At 62.0% G+C, this 15334-nt stretch carries 15 protein-coding genes; 5 read left to right on the top strand and 10 right to left on the bottom strand.

Features of this window, described 5'->3' with window-relative positions:
- The first annotated feature begins 263 nt into the window (after positions 1-263).
- Positions 264-755 carry a MarR family transcriptional regulator gene (locus FJ319_12100; protein MBM3935020.1) on the top strand — a complete coding sequence of 164 codons (492 nt, stop codon included), beginning with the start codon at positions 264-266 and terminating at the stop codon, positions 753-755.
- Positions 756-816: 61 nt separating this feature from the next.
- Here the strand turns inward: FJ319_12100 and FJ319_12095 are convergent, their stop codons facing one another.
- Together FJ319_12095 and FJ319_12090 are read right to left on the bottom strand one after the other, a co-directional pair.
- Positions 817-2118, bottom strand: coding sequence for an MFS transporter (locus tag FJ319_12095; protein ID MBM3935019.1), 1302 nt, complete (start codon positions 2116-2118; stop codon positions 817-819).
- Positions 2119-2217: 99 nt separating this feature from the next.
- Positions 2218-4017, bottom strand: coding sequence for a gamma-glutamyltransferase family protein (locus FJ319_12090; GenBank protein ID MBM3935018.1), 1800 nt, complete (start codon positions 4015-4017; stop codon positions 2218-2220).
- 247 nt (positions 4018-4264) lie between these two features.
- Here FJ319_12090 and FJ319_12085 point away from each other — a divergent pair, with 247 nt between their 5' ends.
- Both FJ319_12085 and FJ319_12080 read left to right on the top strand, forming a co-directional pair.
- Entirely contained in the window at positions 4265-5467 is a 1203-nt protein-coding gene (locus FJ319_12085; protein ID MBM3935017.1) for a hypothetical protein, read from the top strand.
- Positions 5468-5576: 109 nt separating this feature from the next.
- Positions 5577-6956 carry a hypothetical protein gene (locus FJ319_12080; GenBank protein ID MBM3935016.1) on the top strand — a complete coding sequence of 460 codons (1380 nt, stop codon included), beginning with the start codon at positions 5577-5579 and terminating at the stop codon, positions 6954-6956.
- 28 nt (positions 6957-6984) lie between these two features.
- On the opposite strand, the gene FJ319_12075 is transcribed toward FJ319_12080, so the two are convergent.
- From FJ319_12075 to FJ319_12055, 5 genes are all read right to left on the bottom strand, one after another.
- Positions 6985-7329 (bottom strand): DUF86 domain-containing protein, encoded by a 345-nt coding sequence (locus tag FJ319_12075; GenBank protein MBM3935015.1) that lies wholly within the window; start codon positions 7327-7329, stop codon positions 6985-6987.
- On the bottom strand, positions 7326-7625 hold the full coding sequence (locus FJ319_12070; GenBank protein ID MBM3935014.1) for a nucleotidyltransferase family protein: 300 nt from the start codon (positions 7623-7625) through the stop codon (positions 7326-7328). Before FJ319_12070 ends, FJ319_12075 begins: the two co-directional genes overlap by 4 nt.
- An 86-nt stretch (positions 7626-7711) precedes the next feature.
- Positions 7712-8860 (bottom strand): Gfo/Idh/MocA family oxidoreductase, encoded by a 1149-nt coding sequence (locus FJ319_12065; protein MBM3935013.1) that lies wholly within the window; start codon positions 8858-8860, stop codon positions 7712-7714.
- A gap of 23 nt (positions 8861-8883) precedes the next feature.
- Positions 8884-9120: a DUF4926 domain-containing protein gene (locus FJ319_12060; protein ID MBM3935012.1), complete on the bottom strand. Its 237-nt coding sequence runs from the start codon at positions 9118-9120 to the stop codon at positions 8884-8886.
- A gap of 368 nt (positions 9121-9488) precedes the next feature.
- Positions 9489-11090: a hypothetical protein gene (locus tag FJ319_12055; protein MBM3935011.1), complete on the bottom strand. Its 1602-nt coding sequence runs from the start codon at positions 11088-11090 to the stop codon at positions 9489-9491.
- Positions 11091-11239: 149 nt separating this feature from the next.
- Here FJ319_12055 and FJ319_12050 point away from each other — a divergent pair, with 149 nt between their 5' ends.
- Complete coding sequence (locus FJ319_12050) at positions 11240-12007, top strand: 3-hydroxybutyrate dehydrogenase (GenBank protein ID MBM3935010.1); 768 nt, start codon at positions 11240-11242, stop codon at positions 12005-12007.
- A gap of 6 nt (positions 12008-12013) precedes the next feature.
- Positions 12014-13273, top strand: a complete 1260-nt coding sequence (locus tag FJ319_12045; protein ID MBM3935009.1) for a hypothetical protein — start codon at positions 12014-12016, stop codon at positions 13271-13273.
- Here FJ319_12045 and FJ319_12040 read toward each other — a convergent pair.
- The 3 genes from FJ319_12040 to FJ319_12030 all read right to left on the bottom strand — a co-directional run bounded on the left by FJ319_12040 (position 13270) and on the right by FJ319_12030 (position 15158).
- Complete coding sequence (locus tag FJ319_12040; GenBank protein ID MBM3935008.1) at positions 13270-13635, bottom strand: hypothetical protein; 366 nt, start codon at positions 13633-13635, stop codon at positions 13270-13272. The genes FJ319_12045 and FJ319_12040 overlap by 4 nt on opposite strands.
- Positions 13636-13677: 42 nt before the next feature.
- Complete coding sequence (locus FJ319_12035; protein ID MBM3935007.1) at positions 13678-14391, bottom strand: glycosyltransferase family 2 protein; 714 nt, start codon at positions 14389-14391, stop codon at positions 13678-13680.
- Positions 14392-14474: 83 nt separating this feature from the next.
- The gene (locus tag FJ319_12030) at positions 14475-15158 is read right to left on the bottom strand and encodes a class I SAM-dependent methyltransferase (GenBank protein MBM3935006.1); all 684 of its coding nucleotides are present in this window, start codon (positions 15156-15158) and stop codon (positions 14475-14477) included.
- Positions 15159-15334 lie beyond the last annotated feature (176 nt).

Below are 15334 nucleotides of genomic sequence, written 5' to 3'. Positions count from 1 at the left end.
GACCTTTCTCATCCCCAATCTTCACTCGGTGAGCAGCCAAAACCCGAAGCGCAGGAGTCTCCCACCGGAATTCAACCGAAACCTCGGGCGAGAGGACTCAGTCCCTATCCGGCTAAGTCCACCGCCCATAAGCCGGCTGCAGACCACCCATGGAGACGAACCGTACTGACAAAATCACTGCACCCTAAACACTGACAGATTCACTGCCCCTTGACAGCAAGATGTTATTTGTCGGTGCAACTATATTGTGGTAGTATTTCCCTATGGCAACGGTGGAGAGGATAGCGACCGATACGAAGCTGGAGGCGTGGAAAACGCTGCTCCAGACGCATTCCCGCGTGGTGCGGACTCTCGAAGAAGAGATGGACCGCGACCAGGGGCTGCCGCTGACCTGGTACGAGATTCTGGGCCACCTGCGGGCTGCTCCGGAGAGCAGGCTGCGGATGCAGACGCTGGCGGAGAGCATCCTTCTAAGCCGGAGCGGCCTTACGAGGCTCTTCGACCGCATGGAGGAGGCCGGGCTGGTCTTGCGCGCGCCCTGTGCCGAGGACCGGCGAGGAACCTGGGCCACACTGACTGAGAAGGGCAAGGAGGTCTATTCGAAAGCCTCTCCCGGCCATATCAGCGGCATCCAGCAGCACTTCTCGCGCCACATCAGCGATGATGACGCATCCGCGATTATCGAGGCCTTCTCCAAGATACTCGACGTGGAAGGGCGTGGCGAGCTGGAGTGCGGCGATGAGACGACCGCCTGACAATCTGCGACGCTAATCAAGGCATTTCAATGGCCCCGAACTATCGAGGCCGTTTTGTTTTTCAGGCGATTCTGCGGAAGGCGGGCCGCAGCAGCGCAAACGCGATTGTGAAGCAGAGGAGGAGGATACCACTCAGGGTGAGGGCGTTGGGTGTGCCTATGCCTTCGGCAAGCGCGCCGAAAGGCACGGCGCTCAGCGGCAGCGCGCCGAACGACATCATCGATATGCTGGTGACGCGGCCGCGCATCTCCGGCGCGGCGTAAAGCTGGATGAGAGTGGAGTTGAGCGCCATGTACACGGAGCTCATGAAGCCGATCACCAGCAGCAAAGGCAAGGCGATGATGAATGACGTGCTCTGGGAGAAGAGGGCGAGCGCGACTCCCCAGGCCACGCAGGACGCCAGCAACACGGCGCCGCAGCGACGGAACCCACCCATATTCGCCAGCGCCAGGCTGCCTGCGAGCGCCCCTATCCCCATCACCATGAACAGCAACCCCAGCCCGTCCGGCTCGATGTTCAGCGCCTCCTTTGCCCACGCAGGCAGCAGCGCATTGTAAGACATGCCGAAGAGCACAGGAATGAAAGCCATCACGAGCAGGCTAAGCAGGGTCGGCTCCTTCGCGGCGTAAGAAAGGCCGGCGAGAATGTCGCCTTTCATACTCTTGCCGGAGCGCGGCTTGTAGTGGTCGCCCGTTTTGAGCTTTGCCATCGAAAGCCCGGAGACCAGGTAGGCCAGCGCGATCAGGACGAAGACGCCGTGGGTGCCTATGATCAGGATCAGGAAGCCCGCCAGCGCAGGTCCAACGATGCGCGTGGCGTTCATCCCTGAACTGACAAGCGCGATGCCGCTCATGAGCTTGCCATCCGGCAATATGTCCGAGATTATCGCCTGGCGGCTCGGCATGTTGAACGCCATCAGCGTGCCGTTCATGAGTCCGCTCACGAGGATGTGCCAGTACTGGATGGCCCCGGTCATGTCCAGGACGGCCACGCCGAGCGTCACGACGGCGTTCACGACCTGCACGTAGACGAGCAGGTACTTGCGGGGTATGCGGTCGGAAAGCGCGCCGCCGACGATGGAGATGACCGTCATCGGGAGGGCGAACGATGCCATGACCATCGCGAGGGCGAGCGGGGAGTTGTCCGAGAGGTGAAGGACCAGCCAGCCCCGGGCGACCCACTGCATGTTCATCGCAAGGAAGGCGACGAACGCGCCGGTCCACACCCACCGGAAGTCCACGTAGCTGAGAGCGTCCATTCCCGAGGTAGGGACGCGCAGTCCGCCAAGGGCGCGACGCCAGCCCGCCGGCTGGGGATCTCCGGCTTCGGCGGTCGACGTAGGGTGGGTTGGCTTGGATCCCAACGGCCTGCTTTCCCTGGCTTCCGCTCAAGCGCGCGGGCGCATGAGGCTCACTGGTTGCTAATGATCGCTCTTACCTATGATTGCAGATTCATCCTGCCATTACCACCCCAGCGCGTAGCCGATGTTGCCTTTGGGGGCGCAGCCGCCGGAGATGACGCCGGTCTCCTTGTTGAAACGAATGCCCATGACCTTGCCGTTTGCGCCGAACTCCGTCAGCTCGATGGTGTGGCCGCGCTTCTTGAGCTCCTCGCGGACGCTCTCCGGGATGGTGTCCTCCGAGACGACGCGGCCAGGGTAGGCGGCGCGCGGGTAGAACGACGACGGGAAGTGCGTGGAGTGGAGGGTGGGCGCGTCCATCGCCTCCTGAATGTCCATGCCGAACTCCGCGTAGTTCAGGAAGAACTGGAGAGTCCACTGGTCCTGGCTGTCTCCGCCCGGCGTGCCGAAGGCCATGTAGGGCTCGCCGTTCCTCGTGACCATGCTGGGCGTGAGCGTGGCGCGCGGGCGCTTGTGAGGCGCGAGCGCGTTCGGCCGGTTGGGGTTCAGGTAGAACATCTGGCCCCTGGTCCCGAGAGGGAAGCCGAGCGCCGGAATGACCGGCGAGGTGCCGATCCACCCGCCGCTGGGCGTGGCGGCAACCATGTTGCCGGCCGCGTCCACGGCGTCCAGGTGCGTCGTGTCGCCGGTGTGGGCGTGGCCGATGCCCAGGTCCTTCGTGGCCCGCGCGGCGACCTTCAGCGCCATCCGGTTGTCGTCGGCGACTGCGCGCAGCGTGTAGTCCGGGATGCCGCGGCCCACGTCGCCGGGGCGCGTGTCCATGGACGCTTTCGCGCCGATAAGCTCCCGGCGCTTCGCTGCGTAGTCCTTCGAGAGCAGCCGGTCCATGGGAACGTTATCGAACTGCGGGTCGCCGTAATAGGCTTCGCGGTCGGCGAAAGCGAGCTTGGCGGACTCGATGAGAGTGTGCAGGTACTCTGCCGAGTTGTGGCCCATCGCCTTGAGGCCGTAGCCTTCGAGGATTCCGAGCTGCTGAAGGAACACGGGACCCTGGGTCCACGGCGGGCATTTGTGGACGTCGAGCCCCTTGTAACTGAGAGTCGAGGGCGACTCCAGCCCGGCCTGCCAACCGGCCAGATCCTCGGAGGAGAGCAGGGCAGTGTGGGCCTTCCCGCTCGCGTCCTCTACGGGGTTAGTTGTGGCCCAGGCAAGCATCTTGTCGGCGATCTCGCCCTTGTAGAAGGCGTCGCGGGCTGCCTCTATGCCCGCGACGCGGCCCTTGTGCTTCGCGCCGTCCTCGGCCTTGCACATCGCTTTGAGCGTGTATGCGAAGCCGGGATTGCGGAACATCGTGCCGACCTCGGGCGCCTTGCCCTTCTTCAGGTAAAGCTGTCCGGTTGTGGGATAGAGCTGGGTGAACTTCTTCTCCGCGCCCTTTAACGCTCCGCTCAGCTTCCTGTCCATCGCGAAGCCGTTCTCGGCGAGGTCCAGCGCCGGCGCGAGCACCTGCGACATGCCCATCGTGCCGAAGCGCGCCAGGATGAGCGCCCAGGTGCCGACAACGGCGGGGACGCAGGCGGGGAGGAAGCCGTCACCCGGAATCAGGTCGATGCCGTTCTTCTGGCACCATTCGATGGTGAAGGCCTTCGCGTTCCAGCCCATGCCGCTCACCGCGTAAGTCTTCTTTTCCTTCGCGGAGTACACCAGTGTGGGCACCTCGCCGCCAATGCCGTTGCTGGTGGGCTCAAGCAAATTGAGGCAGATGCCCATTGCAGCAGCGGCGTCGAAGGCGTTGCCGCCCTGCTCCGTGATGCGAAATCCGGCGGCGGTAGCCAGGTAGTGGCCGGAAGTCACAACGGCTTTCCGTCCCATGATGACCGGGCGGGTGGTGTAGTACGGCATGTGGGCTCCTTCGGAGGGGGCTAGGGTCTGGGGGCTGGGGCTGTGAAGCAGCCGGGCAGCCAGTGACAGGGTACGGGGTGGAGCGGGGGTGGGTCAAGGAGGAGTGGGGAAAAAAATTACGAGTTACGAATTACGAATTGGGAATAGGCGAGGAGGTCCGGGAACGCATTGCGGTTGCGTGTGAGGGTGGGCTGGGATAAGGTACGGGTGTCCGGAAAGGTAGATGCACTCAGGGGCGTAGCCGCGCATGCCGCCACTCGCACTCCCCAGGCTGGTCTTGAGGCGCTTCCAGGCGGACTGGAAGCTGGTGGCCAGCGTCTTTGCCGGAATTGCCTTCGCCACGGCGCTCGGCACTGCCGCGCCTGTCTTTCTCTCAGCGCTGAAACAGCTCTCGTTCAACGTTGCCGTCGACCGCCTCGCAGGCGGCTCTCTGGACTACCGCATCCTGGCCGCCGATATGGACCTCTCCGAGGACTCCCTTGCATACCACGAGGACCTGGTAGGCCGGGCGACTGAGCAAAACCTCGGTGAAATCGCCCTCGACCGCGCACTCTTCTTTCGTAGCGATACCCTGCTCGCCGGATACCCCAATCGGCCATTGCCTGACCGCTCGGCGAATTCTCCACTGGTGTCTCGAGGTTACCTGGGCTATGTCTCCGGGTTGGAGGTGAGGGCGCGCTTTGTCGCCGGGGGCATGCCTGCCGGCGGCATCGTGGAGTCCGGCAGCGGGCCGTTAGTTCAGGCCGCCATACCGGCAGCCACCGCCGCGGAGTTCGGGCTCGCGCTGGGGGACCGCATCACGTTCGCGCCTTCCGTCGGAGCGGCAAGGGTGATCGTGGCCGAAGTGGTGGGCGTCTTCGAGGCGCGGGACCCATCTGACGCATTCTGGAGCAGCTTCAGCGTGCTGATTGGGCCGTCGTCAATAAGCGAGTCCGCCCCTGTCGGCGTGTCCATTGACCCAACCGAGCCGCCCTTGCCGGTCTACCTGGCGCTCCCGGACGCTGTAAACGTCATCACTGCCGCCTATCCCGGAATTTTGCCCCAGGTCGACCCCGTGTGGTCCGTGCAGATAGACCTGGACCGTCTCAAAGGCACCCCTATGGCTGAGGTTAAGCGAAAGACCGCGGCGTTCCAGCGGGAGGTCAGGCGAGCGCTTCCTGAATCCCAGGTCTCCACAGGCCAGGTGGAGGGCCTTGTGGATGGAGTCGAGCGGCGGAGCATACTGAGCTCCATCCCACTGCTGCTCGTGACGGCAATGATGCTGGTGTGCACCCTGTACACCCTTGCTGTGCTGGTCTCGTTCCTGAACACCAGCCGCAAGGCCGGCGCGTCCCTGCTCCGCACCCGAGGGGTCACCACCGCGCAAATGCTAAAGGTGAACGCGATGGAGGCCTCGGCCATCGTCCTGCTGGCGCTGGTCGTTGCCCCACTGCCGGCGGTCGGAGCCTGAATGACCTGGCAGGCCGTCGCATCCGCCTGGTCTTCTACATGCGAGACTCCCACCTTTTCAGCTTCAGAAGCAGCGGCGCTAGGGCTTAGTTTTCAATCAGAGGGAACTGATGTCTCGAACGCACCCCGGGGTGGACCTGACAAAGAACCAGTTGTTCCTTGACGACTTGTGGATCGAGGACACGCTGCGTATCACCCGCCAGTGGCACAAGCCCGAGGTATTCCCGGAGCCGGTCCTGCGCCCCGAGATGCCGTGGGAGGGCACTGAGGTCCTCATGAACGGCACCGTCCTTAAAGTGGACGGCCGCTACTTGATGTACTACCTCGTGGAGAGGTCGGTGCCGGTCCGGGCTCTCTGCGTGGCAGAAAGCAAGGATGGGCTACGATGGACTCGCCCAACTGTCGGGGCGGTGGAGTTCGAGGGAAGCAAACACAACAACATCGTTCTTGAGCATACGCAGACTCCGTCGGTTATGTATGACCCGGACGATAAAGAGGCGCCTTTCAAGGCGATATTCCATGCGCGCCGGTTTATGAACGGCAAAGGGGGGATGTTCGGCGTAGTGAGCAGGGACGGCTTCCGGTGGGAGTACCTGCCTGGGCCTCTCCTCGGCTCAATAGGAGACCGCAAGCACCTGGTGGGGGAAAAGGTGAACGGCAAGTACGTCGTGCTGATAAAGCCGGGCGACACCTATGATCTGTATAGGGCGCGTGTTGCGGCGATGGTCGAAAGCGAGGACTTTCGCAACTGGTCATGGTCCAGGGTGCTCGTCCGTCCAGACTTGCTCGATCCCCCGGACACGGAATTCTATGGGATGGTCGCGTTCAAGTACAGTGATTTGTATGTGGGGCTGCTTGAGCGGTATAACACTTACACGGACGTCGTGGACATCGTGCTCGCGTGGAGCCGGGACTTCGAGACATGGCGCAGGCCGGTGCAGCGCGAAACGTTCATCGGCCAGGAATACCCGTGGAACCGCTTGTGGTCGTCTCCGTCGTCTGCCGCGCCGGTCCATGCCGGTAGCCAGTTGAGGATTTACTTCGGCGGACGGAGCGGCGCACACAACCACTCGAAATCGCCAAGCCCCGTCCAGTATGCTGCCATCGGAATGGCGCAGATCACGGTTGACCGGTTTGCATCTCTCACTGCGGGATTCAAGCAGGGAAGAGTCGTCACGACGCCGATGGTATGGCCCGGCGGCGACCTGATGCTAAACGCCTCCACGACGAGGTCTCTGGTCGGCTACCCGCTGGAGGGCGGCGGCGACATGCTTGTGGAGGTATGGGATGCCGGCAATACGCCCTTGCCGGAGTTTTCCGGCGACAATAAGGCGAAGTTCGACGGCAACGCGCCGTGCCGCATCACGACTGACTCAGCGGTAGTCAAATGGCCGGGCGAGCGCAGCCTGAACGACCTGGCAGGGAGGACCATCCGGCTGGTGTTCAACATGAAGGACTCGCATCTCTACAGCTTCAGGGCGGGGAAGTGAATTGGGTCCAACCGGCGACATCCGAGGGTTACCGGCCTGAACGATTTATCATCTCCATAACTGCCGCCTTGAGGGAGGGCAAGTGGTTCTCCGAGATTCGCGCTATTAGCTCTAGGTCCAATTCCATGTAACCGTGTGTGAGGCGGTTTCTCAGCCCGGCGATTTGTCGCCATGGAATCTTGGGCTGGGTTGCCTTGATCTCGTCGGATAGCCGCTGGGTGGACTCCGCCATTATCTGGAGATTGCGGAGGACGGCGTCCTGGCGAAGGCGTGAGGCACTGAATTCCGCATGGCCGACGGCCATATCCTCCTCGACTCGGCTTATGCATTCGAGGATATGGTCAAGGTAGAGCGGGTCGTCGTGGCCCTTCACAGGGGAACGGCTTCTGCCAGCACGCGGTCTTTGACCAGCCTGTGAAGGCCCTTCTCCGTGACCACGTCCACATTCCTGCCCAAAAGATCCTGCAAGTCTGCAATCAGGCCGCCCGGAAACCACGGGCTGGTGTTCGGGCCGTAGTCAATCAGGAAATCCACATCGCTGTCAGGGCCTGCGTCGCCGCGCGCCACCGAACCGAATATGCGCACATTGTATGCGCCGTGCTTCGCGGCGATCCTGAGGATCTCCTCCCGTTTTTCGTGCACCGTCTTCGCAATATCGGTTGTCGTCATTTCACGTACCTCACAGACGCCTCTACCGATATTTTACCCCAGCAGTCCGGTTGCCAAGAAAATCTGGGTGGTCTGCAGACAAATCCTTAATGGTTCGGGATGTAAAGGCTTCTGTCCTTGACAGGCAGAGGGATGCGCTTGTTGCCTTCAATGTGGGAGTAAGCAAGGCCGAACTCCGCTTCCAGCCCCTGCATCGTTACGTCTATGTTGCCCTTGGTGCGCTCGCCCGTCTGCAGCTCCCTCACCAGGTCCTTGATCGTGTTGACGGTTGGGCTGAGGCCGCTCGGGCGTATCGTTTTTTCCACGACGTCGCCGCCGCCCTTCTTCTTGCTCACGCTCCGGACGCGGATGTCCTGCCCGTCGTCCCACGAGAAGGCGCGCCCCTCGGTGCCGTGCACTTCGAAATCCGTCGCGCGGCTGAGCGGGAATATGAACGCCTCCGTGCCGTTGTCGTAGCCAATGCGAGAGAAGTCCAGGTACGGGTCGGCGAACGGCATGCCCTCGGGCGCGATGAACTTGCGGCTCTTCGTGTCGAGCGTCGGCATGGGTAGCGGGCGCTGCGTCATGCCTGCCCCCTCGCGCGGGCCCATGCGGTTGCCGGGGTCCAGCGCGTCTCCCTTGAGGATGAGCTTGCCCTCGCACCAGACCGGTTTGGGGTCGCCGAGCAGGAACGATATCGTGTCGAGTGAGTGCGAGTGGTGCTTCATCAGGTCCGACAGCCAGAAGCAGAAGGCGTACTTCGGCTCGCCGATGTCGCCCTTGGCGATGGCCTCGCGGAGGCGCTGGTAGCCGTCGTGCTGTCGCCTCTCCGCGCCGTAGTTAAAGGCGACCTTGTTCTTCTTAAGGGCGGCGTAGATGCGGTCCGCCTCTTCCAGGGAGCAGCACAGCGCCTTCTCGGCGAAGATGCCCTTCACGCCGTGCTCCGCCGCGTGGACTATGATCTCCGCCTTGTAGATTGCCTGCGTGGTCACGCTGACGATGTCCGGCCTCTCTTTTTCGATCATCTGCCGGTAGTCCGTGTACACGTTGGAGATGCCCCAGCGCTTCTTGAACATCTCCGCGCGCTCGGGGCTGCGCTGCGCGACGGCGACGACCTGCACGTCCGGCACCGTCTGGTACGCGGCGAAGTGACCATGCGGCTTGCGGAAGCGGTTGGGAGGCGTCTCGTCTTCAAGCAGCCCGCCGATGCGGCCCCCGCCTATGATTGCGACGCGCAGCTTGGGTTTGGTGACCATGGCGAATCGATTCCTGTTTCGGGTTATGCGGCCGATTCCATTTTGCGGATGTGGTTGATCTCGTCCCGCTCGACAGGCCGTACCTGGGATGCTTCTGCCGTGGCAATGGCTACGGTATCGCCTTCGACACTGAAGAACTCAAGCACATAGGCAATGCCATCGCCATGGACGTGAATTATCGTACCCAGATCGCCGGCCTTCAGTCCCTCGCCGGGGATATCCTCGGTCAGGACCGCTCTTTCATGCTCCTGAAGTTTCACGCTTACCCTCCTGTAAGGGATATGCGGATATCAAACGCGGCACTGTGGTTCCAGAATTAATCATCCATACACTTCTGATAAATGGCGAGCGCCCATCCGGCGTTTCCAGAAACCCTTCCACCAAATAGATCATACCGTGTTGGGAAGGCACCGTGCGTCTTACGGTGTTGAGGCGCCCGTGATTTCTCAGCGCTGCTCGAAGCACTTCGGGGTGCTCTGGCTTGAATCCGAAGCGACCAAAGAAGTCAGCTTTGGAACCTCAAACCTCGTGGTCCGGTAACAGGAGATAGCGCGTGATCTTCCTGATGTCCACTACACATTCTTCGGCCTTCGGGAGTCGGCTCACGGAAGCTCGGGGTGCCTTATGACTACTTGTAAAACACCATGATCTCCACGTGGCTGATGACCATGGGCTTCTTCATCCTGGGGTCGCGGCCGGCGTACACGGCCTTGATGACGTGCGTGCCCTTCGACGCCTGCTCCGGCGTCAGTGACCACACCAGCCACTTGTTCTCGGAGACGTCCGATGGATTTCCGGCGTCCTCAGCGGCGACGTCCCGGACCTTCGGCTCGCCTATCTTTTTGCCGTCCAGCCACACGTCCACCTTGTCGCCGTTACTGGAGAAGTGCTCGATTTCGATGTGCAGCTCGGTGGACTTTAGCTTGCCGGCCTTCGACTCCGCTGCCACGTCGTCGTGCACGCGCACTTGGAAGCGCGGGCCTTCTCCCGCGAACGTCTGGTACAGCGCCACCGCCGTCTCCCCGTAAATACGGTCGTTCACCGCGTTGCGCTTTGGCTCGTCCTGCGCAATCGGCCCGCGGTGGATTGCCGCGTACACCTTGTCCTTGCCCTTGAGCGTGTCGGGGGAGCCGATCGTCGTCAGCAGGCTCCGCCAGCCCTTCTCATTGCCGTGCCAGTTGAACACGTACATGCCGTCCACGCCGCGGTCCCAGTCGCCCGCAGCGACCGCCCGCACCCAGCCGTCCTTCCACGCCGCGCCGGAGATAAGGCGTTTCGCGTCCTGCCTGCCCAGGGAGTCCAGGCCGGCGTAGACCTTGATGCCGGTGCCCTCGACGAGCTTCTTGAACTTTTCCACTTCCACGTCCGGGTCCGTCCCGGAGCAGCCGGCGGGGATGATGATGTCGCAGAGCCCCTCCTTCGCCCACGCCTCGATGTCGTACCCGATGCGCCGGCAGCTCTCCAGCGTGGCTGAGACGCGGGCGGCGACGTAGAATGGCTTCCCGCGCTTCTGCGCGATCTTGTCGGTCATCCGGCGCACCGCGCGCTGGAGGTCCGTGAGAGTGTACCGCAGGCGGTACCCGTCGTTCTCCGGCACGTGGAATGCGTGGCGCTGCCAGTCGAGCTCCACGCCGTCCCAGTCGGCCTGCATGCAGGCCTCTGTGATGTACTCCAGCCGGTGTTCGCGTACCTCTGCGATCGCCATGTTCCATGACCCGATGGCCCGCTGCTCCGGCACCTGCATTTCGCTCAATAGCCACTCTGGGTGGTCCCGGCGGAGCCTGGACCCCTTTTTGAGCCGCTTGAACTCCTCCGGCTTCGTGCCGTAGAAGTGGTTGTCGTTCATGCGGACGGAGGCATACACCGCCATCCCCAGCTCGTGGCCGCGCTTGACCATGGCCTGGTATGGGTTGTTGCCCCCCTCGAACAGCTTTTTGACGCCCTCCGCGTGGCGCATGCTGCGAACAGAGTCGTAACCTTTGCCGTCCTCCGTCCACAGCGTCTCTATCTTTTTTGAAGGCCATTCGGCGTGCTCGCTGCCCACGCACCAGAACATCGCGCCGACCTGCGTGTCCTTCGCGATGGCGTAAACTTTCTCCAGGAACTTCTCCGTCGTGAACGGGATCTCGCTGTAATCCAGCGGCGCGCCGTCCCAGTTGTAGATAATCCGGTAGTCGGGCGGCGACTGCCGGGCGGTAGTGGCGGCCGTCTTCGTCTTTGCCTGCGCCATGTGCGTGATGGCTCCTTGCGTTGCGGATTGAGGGCGAATGGTTCGGATGAGACGATAGCCCCGCGCCACGGGGCTGTCAAGTGCGGGCCACAAACGAGCATTTCCTGTATCATGTGCCGCGAACGACCTTACTCAGGGAACTAAACACCATGGACACATCACTTAAGGGGCGCGTGGCGCTCATCACAGGCGGCGGGAGCGGCATCGGCAAGGCGATCGCGACCCGGTTCGCAGCTAGCGGCGCGAAGGTAATCGTCAACGACATGCGCGACGAGGGCGTTGCGGTGGCGAACGACCTGAAGGGCGCGTTTATCAAGGCCAACCTGGCGGACATGGAGGAGACGAGGCAGCTTGCGAAGAAGGCCGTCGGGCTGGAGGGCAGGGTAGACATCCTGGTCAACAATGCCGGCTATCAGAACGTCGCGCCCGTGGACGAGTTCCCGGAAGAGGTGTGGGCGCAGATGGTGCAGGTGATGCTCGTCGCGCCGTTCCAGCTCACAAAGTACGTCGTCCCCGGCATGAAGGCGCAGAAGTGGGGACGCATCATCAACATGGCGTCCATCCACGGACTGGTTGCCAGTCCCTACAAATCCGCGTACAACGCCGCCAAGCACGGCATCGTGGGCCTCACAAAGACCGTCGCGCTGGAGGTGGGCGAGTTCGGGATCACAGTGAACGCCATCTGCCCCGGCTACACCCGCACGCCCCTTGTGGAGGCACAGCTGGAGTCGCAGGCGAAGACCTTCGGCATCACTCCGGAGGAGGTCGTTCGGAAGATAATGCTCGAGCCTGCCGCGATCAAGCGAATGATCGAGCCTGAAGAGATCGCCGGCCTCGCGCGGTTCCTGGCGTCGGATGAGGCGCGCTCGATCACCGGCGCCTCGTACGCTATCGATCTCGGCTGGACGGCGCGGTAGCCGGGCATGGAACGGCTGTACGCCGCCGTAGCCGCGCCCACACGGCGCAATATGGCCCTGCTGCTCATTGCACTTGCCGTACTCTCGATCGTTGTGCGGTTGGGGTATTTCGTCGTGGTGGTTGGGACGGACTATCCGCTGGAAGGGGATGAGCAGGCATACCACAGCGTCGCCGAGTCTTTCGTGGAAGGAAACGGGTGGCAGGACTACGCCGGCAGGAAGTCGTTCCTTCCTCCGGTCTTTCCCGCAGTGCTAGTCGCAGCATACGCCGTCGCCGGGCCGCACGAGGGCGTCGCGCGGGCGGTCAGCCTGCTGATCGCCTCCCTCGTCGCGCCGCTCGTCTTCTTGCTGGTTCGCGAGCTTCTCCCCGGGCGCGCGGCCGTAGCGATGCTCTCCGCCGCCGCCTGGGCGGTCTACCCTCCGGCCGTGTACTACGCCAACAAGGCGCTGACTGAGAATCTCGCCGCACTGCTCGCCGTGGCGTCCGTGCTGTCGTTCGTCGTGGCGGGCAAAACGGGCAGAGGCTGGGCTGCCGCCGCGACGGGAGCGGTGTGGGCCGCCGCCGCTCTCAACAGGCCGGCATTCCTGTTCTTCCCGCTATTCGTTGTAGCGGCCCAGGCAGCGATGTCGCGGCTAAAGGGCGTCCAATGGCGATGGAGCGCGAGGCAGTGGGCGCTGGGGCTGACGGCGTTCATCGCGGTCATCGCACCTTGGACTGTCCGGAACTACGTTGAGCACGGCGTCTTCATGCCCGTACACAGTGCCGGCGGCATCGTTCTCTGGATCTGCAACGGCGATCTCACGCATCCGCTCGTGCAGGCCGGAATGTTTTACGTGGGCGATCCCGATGACGTGGCCTACCTTTCGTTGCTGCCGGAGGCGGAGGCCGACGCCGTGAGTCAGGGCTGGGCGATTGATGAGATCAAGCGAAACTGGCGGCTCCTGCCGGCGCCGGTCCTGAACAGGGCAAAGAACTTCTGGACGCCGCGCCCGGACCCGTACGACCCGTCTCTCACGTTCAATGACATCGTGATGTGGGTGTTCTTCGGGCCGGTGCTGGTGCTGTTCGTGGGGTCGGCATTGCTCCATCGGTGGCGGCTATCATGGCCGCTTACTGCGACCATCGCTTTCGCCTTCATGATGACGCTGCCGTTCTGGGGATCGCCCAGGTTCCGGTTCCCGGTGGACACGCTGATTATCGTCTTCGCGGCCGCCTGCCTGGCGGATGTTGCTACGCGGATACGGACCTTGTGGGCGAAGCGCTAGCTGCGGGAAACGATGAATGCGCCGAAGACGATGATTCCCACGCCGACGATGCGCAGCAGCGAGAGGTCGTCGTGGAATACCACGCGGCCAATCAGGAGGGATGCCGCATAGCTGAGGCTGATGAAAGGATATGCGAGGCTTAGCTCCTGCTCAGTGAGCACCCGAAGCCACAGGAGCGAGGCTGCGCCGTACAGCGCGAAGCCCACGATAACGAACGGCGAGAAGAGCACTTTGGCCCACGTTTCAATGCTGGTGAAGGACCCGCCCGTGATGCCGCCTGTCCGGTTTAGCCCGTACTTCAACGAAGTCTGGCCGGCCACGAGTATGATCGCTACTACGGAGGCCATCAGCAATACTGACATGGTGCGTTTCCTGGTGGGGAGTTTCAGTAAAGCCATCAGTGTCTACCTGTTCGAAAAGCGGCACTTAAGCAGCGTGTAGATAGTCTCAACGCCGTCAATCCAGGAGATCTTCTTCCCTTGTTCCGCCGTTCTCGGGTTGTAAGAGATCGGCACCTCTTTGATTTTGTACCCCTTCTTGAGCAGCTTCGCTGTTATCTCGGCCTCGATGTCGAAGCCGACCGTCCTCAATCGCACGCTCTTGATCACGTCACGGCGGAACACTTTGTAAGCCGTTTCCATATCCGTGAGCTTCCCGCCGAAGAGCACATTTCCCAGCGTGGTGAGAAAGCGGTTGGCCTGGCGGCTGATGAAGGGGATGTTCCGGTTCTTTTTTCCAAGGAACCGCGAGCCGTAGACCACGTCCGTCTCGCCGTCCAGGATCGGCTTAAGCAAGCGCGTGTACTCGTTGGGATCGAGCTCGAGGTCTGCATCCTGGATGATAATCAGGTCGCCCGTTGCGTAGTCCAGCCCGAAGCGGACCGCCGCGCCCTTGCCCAGGTTAATGAGCGACGTGTAGACCTTCGTGACCTCGAGAGTCTCGAACTTCTTTTTGACGATTGTGCTTGTCTGGTCGGTCGAGCCGTCGTCGGCAACGATTATCTCCTTGTCGATATCGCCCAGGTCAACGCGCTTGACCTTGTCGATCACCTCGGAGATCGTCGTCTCCTCATTGTAAACGGGGATGATGACCGATAGCTTGAGGCGGTCCGTCTTCATAGATTCGGGTCCCGTGGAGCGAGCATTCGACCTAGTCTTCAAGTCCGCTGTCTGTGTCATAAACCGGCCCTGTCGCCGCTCCTTTACCTCTTCCAGCCGAGAAAAAGGTGGTTCAGGCCCCACTGCGTCATGAACCGCTTCTTCTTGATACCGGTAAACCCGGCTTTGGCCAGGCGAGCTTTGATCTCGGAGTCCTTCAGGTAGAACTCCTCGTCTTCGTGCATGCCACGCTCAGTGTCCTCGAACTTGGCGCCGAGCACCTTGCTCTGGAGGAAGATGTACTTGTGGACGAGAACCTCGGCAACGGGGTTGCCCATCGTCACAACCACGTTCCCGCCCGGCGCCAGGCACCGGTACGCCTCGGCAAGCTCCACGTCCCGCATCGGCTCCGGGATGTGGTTGATGTTCGCAATGAACGTCGCCGTCTTGAACGTCCCGTCCGGGAACGGGAACCGGCTCATGTCCTCCACAATGTTCTCAGCCGTCAGCCCGTCATAAGGGAAAACGTCGATTCCCTTGCCGTTGCCGCTGAGCCACCGCGTCACGAACAGGTTATGCTCCCCGCACCCAACGTCCAGGCAGTACCCCTGTACATTCCGGGCTACGTAATCGAACCGCTCCGTCCTGAGCGACGAAAGCCCAACCCCGTCGTCGTTGATCAGCAGCAGCGCCCTCCCAGGGAAGGTTACCGTGTCTACTGCCTTCTTGATAATGCCTCGGGCCATTGATTTGCCTGTAATCGCGGCCTTGCAGCCGTAGAAGTCCATAGCAGCTTATGTTTGGCGCAGGGAAATTGTCAATCGTTTCTCGGCGCATTGTCTTTGCTCAGTGATATTGTCAGTAGGTAACTGCTCAGTGAATATGTCAGTCCATGAGAGGACTACATTTGACCGAGCGAGAAGCGAAGAGAGCACAGATACTGAACCTTGTTCTGGAGGGGCGT

This window comes from SAR202 cluster bacterium, from assembly GCA_016872355.1.
Classification (GTDB): domain Bacteria; phylum Chloroflexota; class Dehalococcoidia; order Lucifugimonadales; family VGZY01; genus VGZY01.
The sequence above is the reverse complement of the archived record's forward strand: the minus strand, read 5'-3'. Positions and strand labels throughout refer to the sequence as shown.